General features: G+C 56.2%; 21 protein-coding genes. 7 read left to right on the plus strand and 14 right to left on the minus strand.

Going from position 1 to position 19518, the window contains the following annotated elements; genetic code table 11:
- Window positions 1-62 precede the first annotated feature (62 nt).
- The 3 genes from pcaG to leuB form a co-directional block, all read right to left on the minus strand.
- Entirely contained in the window at window positions 63-626 is a 564-nt protein-coding gene (pcaG, locus tag ABJL60_RS15955; RefSeq protein ID WP_348285726.1) for a protocatechuate 3,4-dioxygenase subunit alpha, read from the minus strand.
- Window positions 626-1342, minus strand: a complete 717-nt coding sequence (gene pcaH, locus ABJL60_RS15960; protein WP_348374585.1) for a protocatechuate 3,4-dioxygenase subunit beta — start codon at window positions 1340-1342, stop codon at window positions 626-628. Before pcaH ends, pcaG begins: the two co-directional genes overlap by 1 nt.
- 127 nt (window positions 1343-1469) lie before the next feature.
- Complete coding sequence (leuB, locus tag ABJL60_RS15965) at window positions 1470-2576, minus strand: 3-isopropylmalate dehydrogenase (RefSeq protein WP_348374586.1); 1107 nt, start codon at window positions 2574-2576, stop codon at window positions 1470-1472.
- Window positions 2577-2781: 205 nt separating this feature from the next.
- Between leuB and ABJL60_RS15970 the strand changes: the two genes are divergently transcribed.
- Complete coding sequence (locus ABJL60_RS15970) at window positions 2782-3075, plus strand: hypothetical protein (protein WP_348285729.1); 294 nt, start codon at window positions 2782-2784, stop codon at window positions 3073-3075.
- Window positions 3076-3143: 68 nt separating this feature from the next.
- Here ABJL60_RS15970 and ABJL60_RS15975 read toward each other — a convergent pair whose 3' ends face one another.
- Both ABJL60_RS15975 and ABJL60_RS15980 read right to left on the minus strand, forming a co-directional pair.
- On the minus strand, window positions 3144-4112 hold the full coding sequence (locus tag ABJL60_RS15975; protein ID WP_348374587.1) for an endonuclease/exonuclease/phosphatase family protein: 969 nt from the start codon (window positions 4110-4112) through the stop codon (window positions 3144-3146).
- A gap of 38 nt (window positions 4113-4150) precedes the next feature.
- Complete coding sequence (locus ABJL60_RS15980; RefSeq protein WP_348285730.1) at window positions 4151-4990, minus strand: hypothetical protein; 840 nt, start codon at window positions 4988-4990, stop codon at window positions 4151-4153.
- A gap of 447 nt (window positions 4991-5437) precedes the next feature.
- Here ABJL60_RS15980 and ABJL60_RS15985 point away from each other — a divergent pair, with 447 nt between their 5' ends.
- Window positions 5438-5824 carry a CVNH domain-containing protein gene (locus tag ABJL60_RS15985; RefSeq protein ID WP_348374588.1) on the plus strand — a complete coding sequence of 129 codons (387 nt, stop codon included), beginning with the start codon at window positions 5438-5440 and terminating at the stop codon, window positions 5822-5824.
- 118 nt (window positions 5825-5942) lie between these two features.
- On the opposite strand, the gene leuD is transcribed toward ABJL60_RS15985, so the two are convergent.
- The 3 genes from leuD to leuC are packed head-to-tail and all read right to left on the minus strand — an operon-like array spanning window position 5943 to window position 8225.
- Window positions 5943-6548: a 3-isopropylmalate dehydratase small subunit gene (gene leuD / locus ABJL60_RS15990; RefSeq protein WP_348374589.1), complete on the minus strand. Its 606-nt coding sequence runs from the start codon at window positions 6546-6548 to the stop codon at window positions 5943-5945.
- A gap of 19 nt (window positions 6549-6567) precedes the next feature.
- Window positions 6568-6819 carry a hypothetical protein gene (locus ABJL60_RS15995; RefSeq protein ID WP_348285733.1) on the minus strand — a complete coding sequence of 84 codons (252 nt, stop codon included), beginning with the start codon at window positions 6817-6819 and terminating at the stop codon, window positions 6568-6570.
- Complete coding sequence (gene leuC / locus ABJL60_RS16000; protein WP_348285734.1) at window positions 6819-8225, minus strand: 3-isopropylmalate dehydratase large subunit; 1407 nt, start codon at window positions 8223-8225, stop codon at window positions 6819-6821. The genes ABJL60_RS15995 and leuC overlap by 1 nt, the downstream gene beginning before the upstream one ends.
- Window positions 8226-8504: 279 nt before the next feature.
- Between leuC and ABJL60_RS16005 the strand changes: the two genes are divergently transcribed.
- The 5 genes from ABJL60_RS16005 (at window position 8505) to rlmH (ending at window position 12221) form a co-directional block, all read left to right on the plus strand.
- Window positions 8505-9800 (plus strand): mechanosensitive ion channel domain-containing protein, encoded by a 1296-nt coding sequence (locus ABJL60_RS16005; RefSeq protein WP_348374647.1) that lies wholly within the window; start codon window positions 8505-8507, stop codon window positions 9798-9800.
- Window positions 9781-10428, plus strand: a complete 648-nt coding sequence (locus tag ABJL60_RS16010) for a hypothetical protein (RefSeq protein ID WP_348374590.1) — start codon at window positions 9781-9783, stop codon at window positions 10426-10428. The genes ABJL60_RS16005 and ABJL60_RS16010 overlap by 20 nt, the downstream gene beginning before the upstream one ends.
- 62 nt (window positions 10429-10490) lie before the next feature.
- Complete coding sequence (locus ABJL60_RS16015) at window positions 10491-11231, plus strand: hypothetical protein (RefSeq protein ID WP_348374591.1); 741 nt, start codon at window positions 10491-10493, stop codon at window positions 11229-11231.
- A 143-nt stretch (window positions 11232-11374) separates the two neighbouring features.
- Complete coding sequence (rsfS, locus tag ABJL60_RS16020) at window positions 11375-11740, plus strand: ribosome silencing factor (RefSeq protein WP_348374592.1); 366 nt, start codon at window positions 11375-11377, stop codon at window positions 11738-11740.
- A 10-nt stretch (window positions 11741-11750) separates the two neighbouring features.
- Complete coding sequence (gene rlmH / locus ABJL60_RS16025; protein ID WP_348374593.1) at window positions 11751-12221, plus strand: 23S rRNA (pseudouridine(1915)-N(3))-methyltransferase RlmH; 471 nt, start codon at window positions 11751-11753, stop codon at window positions 12219-12221.
- A 90-nt stretch (window positions 12222-12311) separates the two neighbouring features.
- On the opposite strand, the gene ABJL60_RS16030 is transcribed toward rlmH, so the two are convergent.
- The 6 genes from ABJL60_RS16030 to ABJL60_RS16055 all read right to left on the minus strand — a co-directional run bounded on the left by ABJL60_RS16030 (window position 12312) and on the right by ABJL60_RS16055 (window position 19497).
- Complete coding sequence (locus tag ABJL60_RS16030; protein WP_348374594.1) at window positions 12312-13628, minus strand: pitrilysin family protein; 1317 nt, start codon at window positions 13626-13628, stop codon at window positions 12312-12314.
- On the minus strand, window positions 13625-14965 hold the full coding sequence (locus tag ABJL60_RS16035) for a pitrilysin family protein (RefSeq protein ID WP_348374595.1): 1341 nt from the start codon (window positions 14963-14965) through the stop codon (window positions 13625-13627). Before ABJL60_RS16035 ends, ABJL60_RS16030 begins: the two co-directional genes overlap by 4 nt.
- Window positions 14966-15077: 112 nt before the next feature.
- Window positions 15078-15578, minus strand: coding sequence for a DUF3035 domain-containing protein (locus tag ABJL60_RS16040; RefSeq protein WP_108829759.1), 501 nt, complete (start codon window positions 15576-15578; stop codon window positions 15078-15080).
- A 55-nt stretch (window positions 15579-15633) separates the two neighbouring features.
- A complete protein-coding gene (lspA, locus tag ABJL60_RS16045) occupies window positions 15634-16134 on the minus strand; it encodes a signal peptidase II (RefSeq protein ID WP_348374596.1) in 501 nt (166 codons plus the stop codon).
- Between the two features lie 12 nt (window positions 16135-16146).
- A complete protein-coding gene (gene purH, locus ABJL60_RS16050) occupies window positions 16147-17733 on the minus strand; it encodes a bifunctional phosphoribosylaminoimidazolecarboxamide formyltransferase/IMP cyclohydrolase (RefSeq protein WP_348285742.1) in 1587 nt (528 codons plus the stop codon).
- Between the two features lie 21 nt (window positions 17734-17754).
- Window positions 17755-19497, minus strand: coding sequence for a heparinase II/III family protein (locus tag ABJL60_RS16055; protein ID WP_348374597.1), 1743 nt, complete (start codon window positions 19495-19497; stop codon window positions 17755-17757).
- Window positions 19498-19518 lie beyond the last annotated feature (21 nt).

A 19518-nucleotide genomic window follows, 5' to 3' on the forward strand; every position in this document is an offset into this window, starting at 1 on the left:
CCAATCACGTTTGATCAGTGTCCTGTGAACACAGCTTGCGACCGTGATCCGTCCGATCCGGTTCAGATGTCGAAAAACACCGTTTCCCCGACCCCTTGCAGGTGAATGTCAAAGTTGAAACCGTCGTCGGTCGGGGTCGCAATAAGCGTGGCGCGGCGATCTTCATCCAGCTGGCTCAAGACAGGATCATTGGCATTTGCGAACTGATGCGGAAAATAAAGCCGGGTGTGCAAACCAAGGTTAATACCGCGCGCCACAATCCAAACCGTTATGAACGGAGCATTCCCCCGAAGTGCACCGGGCATGATTGTGTCAAAACTGAACAAGCCGGTTTCCAAATCCGCGGCACAGCGTCCAAACCCAGAGAAATGCGGGTCCGCTTTGGGATCTCCTGCGAATTTACCGTTTGATCCCGGCTGCCAGATCTCGACCAGCGCGTCACGCAAGGCGTCGCCTGCACCGTCAAACACAGTTCCGGTGATCTTGATCCGGTGGCCCTGCGTGTCGTCGCTTATCATTTGCGACCCAAGGTCAGCTTCAAAGACGCCATGCACTTCAGCATAATTCGGGGTCAGCCCGATATGCACATAGGGTCCTGCCGTTTGGGATGGGGATTCGCGCGTCATCAGCTGCCCTCCGGCTTGGTTTCGAAATGCGTCTGGTCGCGGCCGCGCAGCGTCATATCAAACCGGTAGGCGATGCTGTCCATGGGCGTGTTGGTGTCCATATCAAGGCGTGCCACCAACGTCTTCACGGCCTGTTCGGACGGGATTGCCTGCACGATGGGGCACAATGAAATCAACGGATCGCCTTCAAAATACATCTGGGTGATCAGGCGTTGCGCAAAGCTGTGACCAAAGAGCGAAAAGTGGATATGCGCGGGCCGCCAGCTGTTGGGGCCGTTGGGCCAGGGGTAGGCGCCCGGCTGGATCGTCAGGAAGCGGTAATGACCTTGATCGTCGGTGATGGTGCGCCCGCATCCGCCAAAGTTCGGGTCCAGCGGCGCGAGGTAGCCTTCGTTTTTGTGACGATAACGCCCGCCTGCATTGGCTTGCCATGCCTCGATCAAAGCACCTGTCACCGGTTGGCCGTCTTCGTCTTGAACGCGGCCGTGAACGATCAACCGTGACCCGATGGCCATCTCGCCCGTATAATTTATGATCATGTTGTGATCGTTCGGGCCGATCAAATCATGGCCAAACGTCGGCCCCGCCAGCTCTGCTGGGCCTGTTGGCATACGCAAGGGCTTGTTCTGAGGGGACCGCAGCCGCGACGACTTGTAGTCGGGGGCAAGGGCTGGAGGATGCCAGCCAGCGGGCCGTGGGGTCAGCAAATCACTCATGTCAATTCGTCCTCGGCGCAAAGTTTCCTCTGGATAGCTTGCAGCGGGCAATTCCACCTAGAGCTTTTTCACAAACAAAAAGCGGCAGGAGAGATCCCGCCGCTTTTGTCACATCTTTGATGTGTGATTACAGGCTTGCATCCAGCGCCGCCAAAATCGCATCGCCCATGCCCGTGGTGGAAACTGGCGTGCCATCTTCCGGGCCCATAAGGTCGGCGGTACGCACGCCATCTGCCAACACTTTTTCTACTGCTTGCTCCAGGCGTGTGGCTTCATCGCCTTGATCAAAGGAATACCGCAACGCCATCGCAAAGCTAAGGGTGCACGCGATTGGGTTCGCTTTGCCTTGGCCTGTGATGTCGGGGGCAGAGCCGTGTACGGGTTCATAAAGCGCCTTTGGACGCCCGTTCGCCGCAGGGGCCCCAAGGCTGGCCGATGGCAACATGCCAAGCGATCCGGTCAACATCGCAGCACAGTCGGACAAGATGTCACCAAACAGGTTGTCTGTCAGGATCACGTCGAATTGCTTGGGGGCGCGGACCAGCTGCATGGCGCCGTTGTCGGCATACATGTGGGACAATTCCACGTCCGCGTATTCCGCGTGGTGGATTTCCGTGACCACATCGCGCCACAGAATACCGCTTTCCATGACGTTGGCTTTTTCCATGGAACAGACTTTGTTGCCGCGACGGCGCGCCAATTCAAAGGCGGACCGTGCCACGCGGGCAATCTCGGATTCGGTGTAGCGTTGTGTGTTGATCCCGACGCGTTCGTTGCCTTCTTCGATGATGCCGCGCGGCTCACCGAAATACACACCCGATGTCAGTTCGCGCACGATCATGATGTCCAGACCCGCCACGATGTCTTTTTTCAGAGACGAGAAATCCGCCAATGCGTCAAAGCACTGTGCGGGGCGCAGGTTGGAAAACAAATCCATCTCTTTGCGCAGACGCAGTAAGCCGCGTTCGGGTTTAACAGAGAAATCCAGATCGTCGTATTTCGGACCGCCCACGGCGCCCAAAAGAACCGCATCCACTTCAAGCGCTTTCGCCATCGTGTCGTCGTGCAAAGGCGTGCCGTGTTTGTCGTAGGCCGCGCCGCCCACAAGGTCTTCGCTGACATCAAACCCAAGATCACGGTTCGCCCCGAACCAATCGATGATGCGTTTCACTTGGGTCATGACTTCGGGGCCAATGCCATCACCGGGCAGGATAAGAAGCGAAGGGTTGGACATGCGGGCTACTCCGGTTTGAAAAGGTTTGAGGCGGGGTAGCGCGTGGGGGGGGTGGGGTCAAGTTTTGGGTCGTGGTTCCAGTCCACCTCTCCGCTTTGTTTACACTCCGAAACGATCAGCTTGCTTTTTTGAACTTAAAACTTGCAAAATGCAGTGTAACAGCTGTCTTTTTTGCAAAAAGCATCCAATGGATAAAGGGAAATAGATGAAGAAAGTATATTCAAGTACTCTGCTGACGGCAATTCTTGTTGTCTGTTCCGCGACCATGTCTACCGCTGGTTCAGGCGCTTTCAAAAAAGGCGATCAAAAAAACAAATTGCACTGTAACGACCTAGGTTGCTTTCAGGCCATGTACAACCCATTGGAAGAAAAGTGGGAACCAGGGTTCATCAAAATTGGACCCGGCGGGAAGACAAATTACGATGCCCACGTTGAAAAGCTGAAAGAGCTTGGCTTTAAGAAGTGCATTTTCTGCGGTGGTCCAAAGTACCCTGATTGAGGTCATACTACCGACACCAACCACCTAGCTTGCTTGCTTGCTTGCTTGGAAAAACTGCACGAAGTAGTTTAGCCCTTGTTCAAGTCTACCCAAACCAACCTGTGCCGGCTGGCCTCTTGCACGACCTCCCAAAACGCGTCGTCAGGCCATGGCCACATAACGCTGCGGTCCACGACCTTCCAGTCGGCTGAGGGCAGGATGTAGCCGACGCGCAGGTTTCCGGGACTTGGATCACTCCAGTCGGCTGTGTCGGTGCCTGCGGCCCCTGTGGGCGACGGGTCTTGCAGGCGCGGGTCGCGCAGAAGGCTTCGGATTGCGGGTTTTAGCCCATCGCCGTCCAAGGGATCCAGATTGGCGTCACCGATGACGATAAAACGATCGGTCGGGGCATCCCCGTATGCGCCATCAAGGTATTGCTGCCAAAAGATAATTTCATCGTGGTTGCGCCGCCCGTTGCGGTCTTCGGGGCCGTCAAAGACCGGAGGTGTGGCGTGAAAGGTCAACAGATGCACAACACCCAACGGCGTCTCTATCGGCACCACCCAATGCGCGGTTGAAGATAAGCGTTGTGCGGCAACGGCTTCGGCGCTTGGAAACGGCGCACCGTCCACCTCGGGAAGCAATGCACCGGGAATATCCGTCCAAAGTAGCTCCGAAAAATCCTGCACCTTGGCTTCAACGATGGGGTAGCGCGACAAGATGGCCATACCGCCCTGCCCTGAAAACCGGCCATAGCCTTGGGCGTCGCGCGGTCCGCCCAGCCGTCCGTCGCCATCCATATCAAGGCCCGTGCCCATACCTGTGTTGGGAAGGCGGGCAAAGCTGTAGGGGTAGTCGTCCAGCCGCCTGACAAGCTGTTCAAGCGCGGCGCCCGTCAAATCATAATCGATGTTTTGCAGGACCAGAATGTCGGCGTCGGCGGCTTTGATAACCTCGATGACGGCCTTGACCTGTGGATCATCACCTTTGGCGATGTCACGCAACAACAGGCCCGGACCTTTGCGTTCAAGTTCAGTGTTGTAGGTGGCAACGCGCAACGGGCCGTCCGCAAGGGCCGCAAACGGCCATGCAACAATCAGGCAGGCTGCAATCCATCGGCGTGTTCTTGGGCGTAAGTGCGGCGACGCTTTTCCTGAATCATATCCGCAATTTTGCCCATGGCGATACCACGCATGATCATACTGGCAGGAAGAAAGGCCCATGCGCTCATTGTCCAGATCAGGGTTTGCGGGTTTTCCAATGTGATAGGGCTTATCAGATCAGAGGCCGCTTTGACCACCGCGGGAATAAAGAAGGGCAACAAGAACCCCACAGCAATGTTGAACCGTGCGTCACGGCGCAACCGTGTCACCACGTCGCCACCCGCCGTGGGATCAAACATTGGCAGATTGATCCACACGTTAAACGCGCCCTTGCGTGATGGCCATCCCAAGACACGAACCATCACAAGAAAGCACGTCATGGCGCACAGCGAGACCAGATAAGACAGGCCCGCAGCCGTACGGACATTGCTGACGGTTTGTTCAGAAACATCGTTGGACAACATCAGCACGACAAGATGCACCGGAGAAAACGGAAAGTCGATCGCATTGCCGATGATCAGCCCGATGGACGTCAATGCACTGGTCAAACCGGACGGCAAAGCCTGTCCTTTGATGATTAAGGACAGGACCAGAACGGTCACAAACAACGCTGTGAAACGCAACCTGTTGAACGGGGCCGCATCGCGAAATTCTACGATCGACGGAGATTTGGAATTGTATTCCGCAAAGGTCAGGAACCCAGCCAGCATCGCTGTCAGCAACACAATCTGTGAGCTGTCTGCCTGCACGTTGGGCAACACCAACGCGGGCAATGCAATCAGCACTGCAACTAAGAATCCACGCGCAAAAGCGCCTGATGTTCGAGCTATCACTTTTCGATCCCTTCAACTTGGCCAGATGCGATACGTGCCGCAATCTTGTTCCAACTTGATCCCGCGCCGATAAGGGCAGGCTGCCTCATTCTTGCCTCATTTGTGCCTTGTATCGGCTGGCGGCTCAAGCTGATTGGTTAATTTCTACTCAGAGGTTGGGCATTTTCTGGGAAGGGGTGGTGCGATATTACATCAACTTTGCGGCGCTTTTTGGACTGCCTCTAGATGTTGTGGACTGCGCCGCATCTGCCACAACAGCGGCTTCAAAATCGGCCCTGCAGGGTTAACATCCGAATGCACCACTCTTTCACTGGGATTTACGAAATTTCCTGAAAATCTATCCGCACACTCTATACGTGTTGCGATTTCCACCGTAGCGTGAGCCATGCAAAGCATTTTCTTTGCATTATTCGAACAACTATTTTTGCAACATTCAGGATTTTAATTATGAAAAACTTCTTTTTGACCGCTGCTTTTGTCTGTGCCGCAGGCGGAGCCTATGCCGCGCCAAGCACCTTCCAACAAACCTGTTCCAACATCGAATTCGCCTATCTGGGTTCCGATGCCGGTGTCGTCGCCACCTGCTTGACAGCTGCCGGTGCTCCCAACCAGACATCCATTGTCGTTCCGGGCATCAGCAACGAAAACGGCACTTTGACACAGAGCGGCGGGGCAAGCAGCTTTCAAAAAAGCTGCGGCAACATCGACGTCCAGATCACAGGTACAGCTGGCGTGTTTTTGACCGCCTTGTGCCGTGATGAAAATGGCAACAGCCAATCCACATCCATCGAGATCGAGGACTTGGGCAACAATGATGGCAACCTGGCCTTCTAAAGCCTGCTTTCGGGCCACGCCATTTATCTTCTCCCGGGCGTGAAACCCAAAAAGGGCTGCGATGTTTCGCAGCCCTTTTCACGTTTCGAGATGTCACGCGCCAACGCGTCGGATCGTTTTAGACCCAAGGGCGTGCTTGTGACGCCGTTGCTTCAAAAGCATCAATGGACGCAGCTTTTTCCATGGTCAAACCAATGTCGTCCAAGCCTTCCATCAAGCAACGCTTTTTGAACGCGTCGACGTCAAAGTTGAACACTTCGCCATCTGATGTGGTCACAGTCTGCGCTTCGAGATCTACGGACACACGGGCATTCGCCCCTTTTTCTGCATCTTTCATCAAAACATTCACAGCTTCGACTGGCAATGCGATGGGCAAGATGCCGTTTTTGAAACAGTTGTTGTAAAAGATGTCCGCAAAGCTGGTGGAGATAACGCAACGGATGCCAAAGTCCTTGATGGCCCAAGGCGCGTGTTCCCGCGAAGACCCGCAGCCAAAGTTGTCCCCTGCCACGATGATCTCTGCATCGCGGTAGGCGTCTTTGTTCAGTACAAAATCTGCGATTTCGTTGCGGTCTTCATCATAGCGCATCTCGTCAAACAGGTTCACCCCAAGGCCCGAGCGTTTGATCGTTTTAAGGAACTGTTTGGGAATGATCATATCGGTGTCGATGTTGATCAGCGGCATAGGGGCCGCGATTCCGGTAAGTGTTTCGAATTTATCCATTGGAATTTCTCCTTCGCGCCTACTGGCAACGCATTTCAAATTTTACAGTGCCATCCGCTTGTTTCTTCTCGCCGAAGAAACTGGATTTCTTGCTGGGGCATTGCTTCTTCGCTTTGCGTTGCACGGATTTGCGCCTGTCCTCGGAAGGATTATAGCTGCCCTGAATGACGCCGTCTTTATAGGTCATGGTCAAAGCGGAGGCCGTGTTTGCAAAAACACTACAGGACAACGCGGCGATGCCGAGAATGGCGATACCATGTTTTGCAAACATCACATCAACTCCCGCACATCTGTCAGACGGCCCGTGATCGCCGCTGCTGCCGCCATGCCCGGTGACATCAGATGCGTCCGGCCGCCCCGGCCCTGACGTCCCTCAAAGTTGCGGTTTGATGTGGCGGCACAACGCTCACCCGGCTTCAGCTGGTCTGGGTTCATCGCAAGGCACATAGAACAGCCCGCAAGCCGCCATTCGAAACCCGCGTCGATGAAAATCTGCGCCAGCCCTTCTTCTTCGGCCTGCGCCCGCACAAGGCCGGAGCCAGGCACGACCATCGCGCGGATACCGTCTTTTTTCTTTTTGCCTTTGAGGATTTCAGCCGCGGCGCGCAAATCTTCGATCCGCCCGTTGGTGCAGGATCCGATAAAGACCGTGTCAATCTCGACCTCTGACAAGGGTGATCCAGCCGTCAGGCCCATGTAGTCCAAAGACCGCTGCGCCGCATCTGCCTTGCCACCATCAAAGTCGGTCGCTGCTGGCACAGTGGCCGTGATCGGCAAAACGTCTTCGGGCGATGTACCCCAAGTGACAAGCGGTGCGATGTCTTCGCCTTTGATGGTGATGATTTCATCCCATGCCGCATCGTCGTCGGAATACAACGTCTTCCACCAGTCAAGCGCCGCTTCCCACTGCGCACCTTTCGGGGCGTGGGGGCGACCCATGCAATAATCATATGTGGTTTGGTCCGGTGCGATCAGACCCGCGCGTGCACCACCCTCAATCGCCATGTTGCAGACGGTCATGCGCCCTTCCATGGACAAGTCACGGATCGCTTCACCGCAATATTCGATAACAAAGCCAGTGCCGCCCGCTGTGCCGGTCTTGCCGATGACCGCCATGGTGATGTCTTTGGCGGACACACCAGGCTTCAGCTTGCCGGTGATTTCGACCTTCATGTTTTTGGATTTCTTCTGGATCAGCGTTTGGGTGGCCAGAACATGTTCGACCTCGGATGTGCCGATGCCGTGGGCCAAAGCGCCAAACGCGCCGTGGGTGGCTGTGTGGCTGTCACCGCACACCACGGTCATGCCGGGCAGTGTCCATCCCTGTTCCGGGCCGACGATGTGCACGATGCCTTGGCGCACGTCGGACACAGGGTAGTAGTGGATGCCGAAGTCCTTGGCGTTCTTGTCCAGCGCCTCAACCTGAATGCGACTGTCTTCGGTCATGGTGGCTGCGTTGGCACGGTCCAGCGTGGTGGGGACGTTGTGGTCCGGAACAGCGATGGTCTTTTCGGGTGCGCGGACCTTACGGTTTGTCATGCGCAAACCCTCAAAGGCCTGTGGGCTTGTCACTTCGTGGACCAGGTGGCGGTCAATATACAACAAGCAGGTGCCGTCGTCGGCTTCATGCGCCAGATGCGCATCCCAGATTTTATCATAAAGCGTTTTGGGGGACATGTGGTCCTCTCCCTTTTATAGGTAAACAGTCGTGGGGTGGGGTAAGGTGTGCCTGTGGCACACCACTATAGCCGCGCCAACACCGTATGGGTGACGCCGTAAAACCGTTCGCGCAAACGGGCGCGATCACAGATATCGAAAAGCTGTGTCATGGGGATGGGATACAGCGACTGGCTGAGTCTCGCAAGGGTGTGGATTGCACCACATCCGCCATTCATGCAAAGTTTGACAAAGTAAGGGGTGCATATGGGCAACGACGAGACCGCAACAATCGACTTCATGGCGCAGTTCAGCTCTTTGCTTATCTCCGCCGGCAACTTCGCCCAAAGCTTGCTGGTGCCCGGATGGCGGTTGTATCAAGTGCTGATCGTTTTGGGGTTGATGGTGCTGGCCTATGGCTTGCACAAGGTCTCCGACATCTGGCTGCAAAACTTTGTGCGCAACCGTGACGGTTGGAAAACATGGCAATTGCGCATGATCGTACAGATCCGCAGACGTTTCGGGCTGATCTGGTTTTGCTTTTTCGCATGGGGCATTTGGGCCGTCATGCAGGCCGTCACGTGGCCCTCGCGGTCCTATCTGATCGGGCTTGCTGGCACTTTAGCGATCGCGTGGCTGGTCATTGGCTTTGCCACACGATTTGTGCGCAACCGCTTTTTGCGCCGCCTTGTGACGTGGTGTTTGTGGATTTACGTCACCCTTTACTATTTGAACCTATCTGACGATTTCAAACAATTCCTCGACAGTTTCGACATCAGTTTCGGGGATTTCCGCATTTCTGTGCTGACGCTTTTGTCGGCGATCGTTCTTATCGGCATCCTGTTCACAGGGGCGCGGTTGGTGTCCAACACCACCGCAACCACAATCCGGCGCAACGAAGACATCAGCCCATCGATGCAGGTTCTGGCCGTCAAGGCTGTGCAAATCCTGCTCTATGGCATTGCGTTCTTTGTAGGCATCAATTCGGTCGGCATCGACCTGTCAGGCCTTGCAATTCTGACCGGGGCCATTGGTGTGGGCCTTGGCTTTGGCTTGCAAAAGGTCATTTCGAACCTTGTGTCGGGGGTGATCATTTTGCTCGATAAATCGATCAAACCCGGCGATGTGATTTCACTGGGCGAGACCTTTGGATGGATACAAACACTGGGTGCGCGTTACGCATCCGTCGTCACGCGGGACGGCAAGGAATACCTGATCCCGAACGAGGACCTGATCACCAACCAAGTGGTGAACTGGTCCCATTCCAACGATTATGTGCGGCTCGATATTTTCTTTGGCACCGCTTACGACGACGACCCCCATCAGGTCCGCGAACTCGCGATCGAGGCCGCGACCACCGTGGACCGCGTGCTGGATTATCCCAAACGCCCCGTATGCCATATCGTAGGCTTTGGCGACAGTTCGGTGGATTACATCCTGCGCTTCTGGATCAAAGACCCCACGGGCGGTCTTACCAACATCCGGGGCGGCGTATATCTGGCGCTTTGGGATGCGTTTAAGGACCACGGCATTTCCATTCCGTTCCCGCAGCGCGAAGTGAAGGTGTTGAAAGACAGTGCCGACGCCATCGACTGAACAAATCAAGGTTTGGGCATGTTTGGCGGCACTGGTTTTGGCGGGGTTGGGGGCAACCGCTTGGGTGGCTGACAGTCTGCGTATGAAAGAGATGCGATTGAACGTGCGGTCGCATCCTTCAACTCCGGCCATAATGACGTTGATCCACAATGATGTGATTGCCCTGGAAACCTCCGTAATGGGGCGGGGCCATTCAAGGTCAATGCTGTTTGATGGGCCCTTTTCAACGCGGTTGCGGTTTGATCTGACGTGGTTGGATGTCGACGCCAAGCGCGGATACCGTGCCAAATTTGAGGTCGACGCCAAGACTATTTCCAGTTTTGGCGGCAAAGGCAAACGCGGATCGCTTTCCATTGTCGCGGGACCGGGCGCAGACGTTCTGGTGGAAACCCCCAATGCCGAAGCACTGCGGATCATCGGATTGGGGCTGGATGTGGACCTGTCCAAATATCACACCGAAGACCTTGTTTTGGCACGGATATGTGCCACCGAAATTTCACTGGATGATCCGTTGGTGGGCGGGGTCGAAGCCATTGTCTCAGAGCAGGATTTGCAGACCGCCAAGCGCAACAGCATTTTGTATCTGCGCCAGAATCCGCCATACGTCCCGTTCTGTGCAAACGATTAACTTGCTTGGGCGCTTATCAGGCCTATCTCGTGTGGTCCCATGAATTGCGCGGAAGGCTTCAAATGCCCCAATTCAAAAACGACACTGTCCTCATTGTGGGCAGCGGACCCAATGCGGTGGATTGCACCCAATGGTCCGGCTTTGACCAGATCATTGCCATCAACAACGCGTGGCGGATCAGGCCCGATTGGAATGCGCTGATCTATCCTGAGGATTTCCCGAAAGACCGGCATCCCCCGACCTTGCAGCCCTCCCAACGACGTATCGAGGCCGACCAGTTCGTGCCGGCCCAAAATGCTTACGGCGGGTTTGTCTATGCGGGGGCGACCATGGCATTCACAGCCGGTTACTGGGCGCTGCACGCTTTGCGTCCACGGGTGATGGCCTTTATCGGATGCGATATGGTCTATGCCAAAACCGGCCCCACCCATTTTTATGGCACGGGTGCGCCGGACCCTTTGCGCGACGACATCAGCTTGATGGACCTTGGTGCAAGCTCTGCGAGGCTGGCCCTGATGGCCGCCGCAGAAGGCACGCGCTGTGTGAATCTGTCCCAAGACGACAGCGCTTTGCTGTTTGAACGGGCCACGCCTGCCGATTTAACGCATTTGCCTGCTGCATGCTTGCCGAACCCTTCAGCCTACGGAAAGGCGTTGGCAGCCGAAGCCAAACTTGGGTATTTTGTGCAAAACGGGCGGGTTTGGGAAGAAGCCCATAGGTTTTCACGCGCGCCTCTTTTGCATCTGCACGCGATGTGGCGTGCGGCATATGGTGCAAAAACGCATATGTGTGCCGCAGCTTAGGTCACTGTCATTGAACCTTAAGGTTCTTCTTGGTATGATTCCCTATCCCAGCGCCGGGGCTCTGACGGCGCGGCTCTTAGGAGGACAATGTCCTGTCAATCCAATCCGAGGTGGCATCGGCCACTGACGCGCAGGCTGCCGCAATGACGGCAGGCTACAAAACGGCCACAAGTGATTTGCTACTGGCTGCGATTTTAAAATCTTTAGACGACGATAAAGCCGAAGATGTTGTGCAGATTGATCTGCGTGGCAAGACGGCAATCGGCGATTACATGGTCGTGTGCTCTGGCCGGTCGTCCCGTCAGGTGGCCGCCATTTCCGAGAAACTGGTGGAGCATCTGAAAGCCGAGTTTGGCCGCACATCACGTATGGAAGGCAAAGAAACCGGCGACTGGGTTTTGATCGACACAGGCGATGTTATCGTTCATGTGTTCCGCCCCGAAGTGCGCGAATTCTACCAGCTTGAAAAGATGTGGATGCCGGGCACCGGGGTCGAAACCACGCACTGACCGCAAATAGATGCGTGTTCATATATGCGCTGTGGGCCGCTTGCGTGGCGGCCCAGAAGCGGACCTGATTTCCGACTACATCAAACGTTTTGATCGCACAGGCCGTGGCCTTGGCCTTGGCCCTGCGCGTGTCATTGAAGTTGAAGATCGCAAAAATGCAGGCATGAGCGCAGAGGCAGAACTTTTGCGTCGTGCCGTGCCAAAAGGTGCCGTCATCTGTTGTCTTGATGAACGTGGGAAAATCGAAACCTCACCCGCGTTCGCCAAGCGTTTAGGGGCATGGCGCGACACGGGCCGGTCTGATCTGGCTTTGATCATCGGTGGCGCCGATGGCATTGATAAAAATCTGCGCAACGACGCGGATCATCTGTTGTCATTTGGCGCAATGGTTTGGCCCCATATGATGGTGCGCGTCATGTTGGCCGAACAGCTATACCGGTCCGCTTCCATACTGGCGGGCCTGCCCTATCACCGCGTTTGATCAAACGGCCGCGCTGTCGCGCGACGTAATCCCTTTGGACGAGGGGCGTTGCCCCTCGCGCTCCCCAAAGTATTTGCCGCGAAAGGAAGCTTAGTTGTCTGTCGTGTTTTCCACACCGACCGGTTTTCCCACCACAACAAAATGAAGGCTTTCAGGTTTTAAAAGCTCTGCCGCGACCCGTTTTACATCTTTCAATGTTACGGCTTCCACCTTGTCGTTGCGTGTCGCGATGTAGTCGATCGGAAGTCCGATCATCTGCATTCCCACCATGATTTTTGCGATAGGTCCGTTCCCGTCAAACCGCAGCGGGTACGCCCCCGTCATATAGGTCTTCGCGTTTTTCAGCTCTTCCGCGGTTACGCCGTTTTCAGCCGCTTTCACCCATTCATCACGGATCACGTCAATTGCTTCACCAATTCGTTCGTTTGCGGAAGCAACCCGTCCCACGTAGGATTCGGCCAAATCACGTGGTGCAAGCGCGGAGTAGACCCCATAGGTCAGCCCCCGTTTTTCACGCACCTCTTCCATCAGCCGCGATTCGAACGACCCGCCTCCAAGGATCTGGTTCAGAAGTGTTGCGGCGAAAAAGTCCGGATCACTTTGTTTGATCCCTTTTTGCCCGAACACAGCCACAGATTGAGGTGTGTTGAAATCAATCACCGTCACACCGCCCGGCGCCATCATATCTGTCCGCCCCGGCATCGTTCCACCCTTTTGCGGCAGATCCCCCAAAAGCGTATCCAGCAGCGTCCCGAGTTCTTCTGGTGTGATGTCGCCCACCGCGCCCACATAAATGCGTTCCTTGTTCAACACGTCCCCATGCGCATTCACGATGTCATCGCGCGTCAAGGCCGCAACGCTGTCCAGTGTGCCGTCCAGATTGCTGCCGTAAGGGTGATCGCCGTAAGACAGTTCTGCAAACGCCGCGTCGGCAATCGTGTCCGGATCTTTGAGCCCCGACCGGATGCCAGTCAGCACTTGTTCCCGCACGCGGTCAATATCGGCTTGTTCGAACCGGGGTTCAATCAGAGATGCCCGAAGCAGCGCAATTGCCTCGTCTCGGTTTTCGGTCAGAAACCGTCCTGAAACAGACAGCCTGTCTGGCCCCACAGAGTATCCGAAGCTTGCAGCCAAGCCTTCCACGGCCTTGGAAAAACCGCGGCTGTCCAGATCGCCGGCCCCTTCTTCCAAAAGCCCCGTCATCAGGTTGATGGCGCCCCGTTTTCCATCGCGGTCCAGTGACGCACCCCCCCGAAAGCGCACTTCAAGCGCCATGAACGGGATTGAAGGTTCCTGGACAAGCCATGCGGTGATCCCGCCCGGCGACACAACTTCTTCAATTTTGACTTCGGCGCGTGCAGGCAACGCCAACAACATGGCTGCAACCAGAATGCTTAGGACCCTCATTGGTTTGCTCCCTCTTCCTTCATAAGCCACCCGGTGACAGAGGCCTCGCGGTTGAACACCCGCTTGGCCGCGGCCATGATATCTTCGCCTGTCACAGCGTCCAGAACATCAGGCCACGCCTGAATGTCCTCAACCGTCAGCCCCGATGTCAGTCCCGAGCCATAGCGCTGCGCGATCCCGTCGACATTGTCGCGGGCATAGATCTGTTCAGCGCGCAGCTGCATTTTCAACCGCTCAAGCTGTTCGGGGTCCACACCATCAATCATGAATTGGTCAAGGGCTGCGTCCATTGCGTCTTCGGCTTCTTGCAAGCTGACGCCGGGTGATGGCACCACAATCACGTCAAAGGTCGTATCATCCAGTGATGTGCCGCGATAGAATGCCCCCGAAAACACCACCGTTTGCGTGTCGAACTGCAACTTTTCAGTCAGGTACGATGTGGTGCCGCCGCCCAAAATTTCGGACAAAAATGTAAGGGCCGCCGCCTCTTGTTGCGCCCCGGCATCACGTTCTTGCGCCAAATAACTACGCGCCACATATTCTTGTGACACACGCGGATCACGAAACATCAACCGGCGTTCTGCGGTTTGCGGCGGTTCTTCCGTGCGCAGGCGCGTCGGCAAATCGGGGTTCGCGGGGATGACGCCATAGTGTTTTTCAGCCAGCGTGCGTACGTCTTCTGGTTCAACGTCCCCCGACACAACAAGGATCGTATTGTTCGGAGAATAGTAGATTTCATAGAACGACAGTGCGTCGTCCATATCCAGTGTTTCCATCTCGTGCATCCAGCCGATGATAGGCACACCGTAGCGATGGTTGTGATATTGCACTGCATTCATTTGTTCGGAAAACAGCGCCCGGGGGCTGTTTTCAGTGCGTTGGTTGCGTTCTTCAATGATCACATCGCGTTCTGTTTCAATGTTCTTTTCCGTCAAACGGATGTTGCGCATCCGGTCGGCTTCCATGGACATCATCAATTCTAAGCGGTCCGCTGCGACACGCTGGTAGTAGGCGGTGTAATCGTAGCTGGTGAACGCATTGTCGCGCCCCCCATTGGCCGCAACCACGGACGAAAATTCACCGGCTTCCATTTTATCGGTGGCCTTGAACAGAAGGTGTTCCAGAAAATGCGCGACGCCAGACGATCCTTTAGGCTCGTCAGCAGACCCTGCACGGTACCACAGCATATGTTGCACGACAGGGGCGCGGTGATCTTCAACCACAACGACCTGCATGCCATTGTCCAAGGTGAACGTTGTGACTTGGTCTTCGGCTGAGGTGGCGGCCACAGGCGTCAACAATGCCAGCGAAGTCAGGGCAGCGCGCAATAGGGTCATAGGCGATCCTTTAGAATGGGTGTGCGTCATGGATCACAAGATACGTCTTGTGGGGCATGCTTCAAGCGCACTGTCAAAAATGTGAGGTCCAAATGCCAGACAACAGGCACAATTAATTTGAAGGGGGGGCCGTAGGGGTTGGCACACCGGCGCGGCGGTACTGTGTTGCGACACGATCGGGATCAATGGCCTGACGCTTGTAGACCTGATTGTAGCGGTCCACTGGAACGATCCTGTATTGCGTCAACCGACCGCGACGTTTGCGGAAATCTTCGTCTTCGCTGGCCAATTGGGAACGGATGCCACGCGTGACACCAAAACGACTGGCGTGGCTGACAACTGCGCCGTCGCGTGCAGGCACAGCCGCCGCGGCAGAGGTCCTGCGCCCACCGACGACAATGGCCCCGTCTTGCAAGGGTGTCGGATCGGTAATGTTGTTCGCGCCCGGCGTGGGTGCTGGCAACGCGGCATAGCTTTCGGGTGTTTCCAACGGCTTTGCAGGGTTGATAATGAATTCATCCGGCCCATCGCCAGAGCCACGCAAATCACGCAGGCCCGTGTTGGCACACCCCGTGATGGCCAGCATCAGCACAGCAGTCACTACAAAACGCATCCCGTTACCTTCCACTTCCCTGTCGCTTCTCAATATCGCAGTCCGGGCACATATGTCACGCCCCCTTTTTGCGCCCCTTCTTCGGGTCGTCTTTTCCCTCGTTGGCGAAAAAGATCATACCCAAAGCGCCTAGAACTATAAACACATCCGCCACATTGTAGACCGTGGGGTTCACCCATCCGCAACACGATGTGTTCAGAAAATCCAAAACATATCCATACCACACGCGGTCCACGACATTGCCCAGCGCACCGCCGATCAAAAATCCTGCGCTTGCATGAACGATCAAAGGCTGTTCCCGTTTGCGCATCCAAAAAACCACGGCCACACAAATAGCCACGGCCAACCCGATCAACACCCAACGCATCATGTCGTTATCGCTGGCAAACAGCCCGAAATTGATACCGCGGTTTTCGCCATAGCTGAAGTTCAACACCGGTGGGATCACCGGCAACATGTCAGGACGTTTCCAGATTTCTATAACATGGACCACCCAGTATTTGCTGGCTTGGTCCGCCAGAAAGGCGATCATGGAAAAGAGAAACATCAAGCGCATCGGGTTTTGTCCTTAGTGGCGGAAGTGACGCATGCCGGTAAAGACCATGGCAAGGCCAGCTTCGTCTGCGGCAGCAATCACCTCATCGTCGCGCATGGACCCCCCCGGCTGGATCAGGGCCGTGGCCCCTGCCTCTGCGGCAGTGATCAATCCGTCCGCAAACGGAAAGAATGCATCAGACGCCACGACGGACCCTTGGGTCAATGGCGCAGGAAGCCCCATTGCTTCGGCCATGTCTTCGGCCTTGCGGGCGGCGATGCGCGTGCTGTCTACGCGGCTCATTTGGCCCGCGCCCACACCCACGGTGGCGCCGTCCTTGACGTAAATGATGGCGTTGGATTTCACATGTTTGGCCACGGTCCACGCAAACAGAAGGTCAGACAGTTCCTGTTCCGTCGGCTGGCGCTTGGTCATGACCTTTAGATCATCACGCGTGATGAAACCGGTGTCTTTGTCCTGCACCAGATAGCCACCCGACACCTGACGGATGGTTTGTCCAGCGGCTTTTGCATCCGCCAAACCGTCCGTCGTCAACAAGCGCAGGTTCTTTTTCTTGGCAAACACGGCACGGGCCGCATCATCCGCACCAGGTGCAATCACAACTTCTGTGAAAATGGCCGAAATCTCTTCCGCTGTGGGGCCGTCCAACGGTTGGTTCAGCGCGATAATGCCACCGAAAGCCGACGTGCGGTCACAATCAAACGCACGGGAATATGCCTGCGCCAGCGTATCACCGGTTGCAACGCCACACGGGTTTGCGTGTTTGATGATGGCCACTGCCGGGCCATTGGCGGGGTCAAATTCAGACACCAGTTCAAACGCTGCATCGGTGTCATTGATGTTGTTATAGGACAGCTCTTTGCCCTGATGTTGTGCAGCTGTTGCCACGCCCGGGCGCTCTGATCCGTCTGTGTAGAACGCAGCCGCCTGATGCGGGTTTTCGCCGTAGCGCAAAGTCTGCGCCAATGTACCACCCACGGTGCGGCGGCGTGGCGTGTCGCCGATTTGGCTGGCCATCCATGTGCTGACCGCTGTGTCATAGGCCGCGGTGCGCGCATACGCTGTTTGGGCCAAGCGCTGGCGCAGGCCATAGGTTGTTTGCCCGTCGTTGGCGGCCATATCGGCCAGAACCACATCGTAGTCTTCCACATCAACAACCACATTCACAAAGCCGTGGTTCTTGGCAGCGGAACGGATCATCGCCGGACCGCCAATGTCGATGTTTTCGATCATCTCGGCGTATTCTGCGCCACGCTTCAACGTTTCCTCGAAGGGGTAAAGATTGACGACAACCAGATCGATGGCCCCGATGTCATGCGCGTCCATCGCAGCCACGTGGGCATCGTTGTCACGCAGCGCCAACAAGCCGCCATGCACAACAGGGTGCAGCGTCTTGACGCGTCCATCCATCATTTCAGGAAAGCCCGTGACCTCGGATACATCTTTGACGTCCAGCCCCGCGTCGCGCAACGCTTTGGCCGTGCCCCCCGTCGACAGCAATTCCACCCCGCGTGCGGCCAACGCCTTGCCAAAATCAACCAATCCGGTTTTGTCGGAGACTGAAAGCAATGCGCGGCGAATGGGGTACAGATCGGTCATGAAAAAGGCGTCCTTTGGAGGTTATTCAGAGTAGTCAGGTTCATCCCGGCTAAGATCGCGAATGCCAATGGCAGTTTCCTGCGCCTTGGACAAGGACCAGCGGATGCGCGTGGCATACTCTATCGCACGACCAGATAGAACGATCTGTTGTGACGCACGTGGCTTTAATCGGCCTTTTTCTAGATAAACACTTGGATCAAGGGATAAATTATCTTTGCCTTCATGGCGGAAAACCCAGATCTCCCCGCTTTTGAGCGCCATAGACACGGCAGAACCGCCCAAATCCAGCGTCGCGTCCACTTCGGGATGCAGATGAAAGCGTATCTCGTAGGGGATGCCCGCCAGTCGCGCGGCGTCCATTGAGGCGTCGAATTTGCGTTTTGGGCCGTCTTCCATGGCCAGCAGCATGTCTTCACCTGCCATGGCGCGGCCATCGAACGTCATTTCCAATGTGCGTGCATGGGTCAGGCCATGAACGGGCGCAAAGCCGTCATGCCCCCCTTGAAAGCGCAACCCGTCGGGGGCCTGACTCATTTCGATGGGCACATGTTTTGGCCCGTCCACCAGTTCTTCATGTGCGCTGCTGCGGTCCGCATCCCCCAACCGTGCGCTGGAATAGCCATCCAAACACAACGTCGAATGGGACGGGGTCGCGCGGCCGGCGCGGCGCCATTCCGCGCCAAAGGTTTCCCCCGATCCACAGTTCACGATTAATGGCCTGCGCCCAGAGGTCAATTCAAACGACAGCGTGGACGCATGTCCGTCATGGGACGCTTTGCCTTTGGGCGGCAGGCTTGCATCCACAATCACCGACGTGCGCCCCGCCGACAATCGCGCAAACCCCATCGCAAGCCCGTCCACTTGCACCGCTTTCACCCCTGCGGATGCCAAAGCGTGATCCAGCCACCCTTCCATGCCGCGCCCACCGCCATGGAACCGTGCCAAACCACCGTCGGCATGGCGCAGGGTCCGCAACGTGGGCGCGATCCGCGCGATGGCTGCGGTATGGGCTTCGGGCACGTCTTGCCCTGATTCCAACACCACCGCCGCAGCCCATGTCAGCAACATGAACACGTCCAGCAATTCTTCGGGGTTGCGGGTGGGCAGTCCGCCTTGATCATCGATCTGGTTGCGACATTCGCGGGCCAAAGCCTTGATGGCGGGGGCTGCCAACGCTTCTTTGCCCTGCAAAGACAACCCTGCATGGATCAATCCTGTCAGCGCCTCAAAACGGGGCAAGCCGGGGCTGGCGCTGTGCCAGCGCTTGGACAAAAACTGCGTTTGCTGTGCCAAAGACCGATAAAACGCCTCAGACGCCTGCCCATCCTGACCGCTTAACAAAAAGAGCGCATGGTTGATCCATCGGATCAAACGCCGCCCCGTCAGATCAGGCGTCCATCCGGGGCCAGAGCCACGCCCATAGCGCTGTATCCAGTCCCAGATCCATGCTTGTGCCTTGCTGCGCGCCTTTGCGTTCCCAACAGCGGCCAGATCATCCATCCATGCAAACCCGTGCATCTCTGCATCATAGGCCGGATCAGGGGTATTCAACTGCCAAAGCGACGCGTCGGGGGCTTCGATCAGATATCCCGCAAACAGGTAATTACCAGCAATCAGCTGTCGCCCACGGGCAAAGCTGCCAATGGTGCGGGGTTCGGGCGATGATGTAAAACCTTTGGCCGCCACTGCACGCGACGCCAACCGCGCATGAACGCGATTGAGCAAACGGGCCTTGCCGGCCTTGAAACCGTTTGGGTTGGACATAGTGCTCTGCCTTTTCACGCT

Origin of the sequence: Ascidiaceihabitans sp. (assembly GCF_039986515.1) — a bacterium.
Classification (GTDB): domain Bacteria; phylum Pseudomonadota; class Alphaproteobacteria; order Rhodobacterales; family Rhodobacteraceae; genus Ascidiaceihabitans.

Coding starts and splice junctions, on each gene's coding strand:
- pcaG (WP_348285726.1), bottom strand. CDS start 626: ATGACGCGCGAATCCCCATCCCAAACGGCAGGACCCTATGTGCATATC.
- pcaH (WP_348374585.1), bottom strand. CDS start 1,342: ATGAGTGATTTGCTGACCCCACGGCCCGCTGGCTGGCATCCTCCAGCC.
- leuB (WP_348374586.1), bottom strand. CDS start 2,576: ATGTCCAACCCTTCGCTTCTTATCCTGCCCGGTGATGGCATTGGCCCC.
- ABJL60_RS15970 (WP_348285729.1), top strand. CDS start 2,782: ATGAAGAAAGTATATTCAAGTACTCTGCTGACGGCAATTCTTGTTGTC.
- ABJL60_RS15985 (WP_348374588.1), top strand. CDS start 5,438: ATGAAAAACTTCTTTTTGACCGCTGCTTTTGTCTGTGCCGCAGGCGGA.
- leuD (WP_348374589.1), bottom strand. CDS start 6,548: ATGGATAAATTCGAAACACTTACCGGAATCGCGGCCCCTATGCCGCTG.
- ABJL60_RS15995 (WP_348285733.1), bottom strand. CDS start 6,819: ATGTTTGCAAAACATGGTATCGCCATTCTCGGCATCGCCGCGTTGTCC.
- leuC (WP_348285734.1), bottom strand. CDS start 8,225: ATGTCCCCCAAAACGCTTTATGATAAAATCTGGGATGCGCATCTGGCG.
- ABJL60_RS16005 (WP_348374647.1), top strand. CDS start 8,505: ATGGCGCAGTTCAGCTCTTTGCTTATCTCCGCCGGCAACTTCGCCCAA.
- ABJL60_RS16015 (WP_348374591.1), top strand. CDS start 10,491: ATGCCCCAATTCAAAAACGACACTGTCCTCATTGTGGGCAGCGGACCC.
- rsfS (WP_348374592.1), top strand. CDS start 11,375: ATGACGGCAGGCTACAAAACGGCCACAAGTGATTTGCTACTGGCTGCG.
- rlmH (WP_348374593.1), top strand. CDS start 11,751: ATGCGTGTTCATATATGCGCTGTGGGCCGCTTGCGTGGCGGCCCAGAA.
- ABJL60_RS16030 (WP_348374594.1), bottom strand. CDS start 13,628: ATGAGGGTCCTAAGCATTCTGGTTGCAGCCATGTTGTTGGCGTTGCCT.
- ABJL60_RS16035 (WP_348374595.1), bottom strand. CDS start 14,965: ATGACCCTATTGCGCGCTGCCCTGACTTCGCTGGCATTGTTGACGCCT.
- ABJL60_RS16040 (WP_108829759.1), bottom strand. CDS start 15,578: ATGCGTTTTGTAGTGACTGCTGTGCTGATGCTGGCCATCACGGGGTGT.
- lspA (WP_348374596.1), bottom strand. CDS start 16,134: ATGCGCTTGATGTTTCTCTTTTCCATGATCGCCTTTCTGGCGGACCAA.
- purH (WP_348285742.1), bottom strand. CDS start 17,733: ATGACCGATCTGTACCCCATTCGCCGCGCATTGCTTTCAGTCTCCGAC.
- ABJL60_RS16055 (WP_348374597.1), bottom strand. CDS start 19,497: ATGTCCAACCCAAACGGTTTCAAGGCCGGCAAGGCCCGTTTGCTCAAT.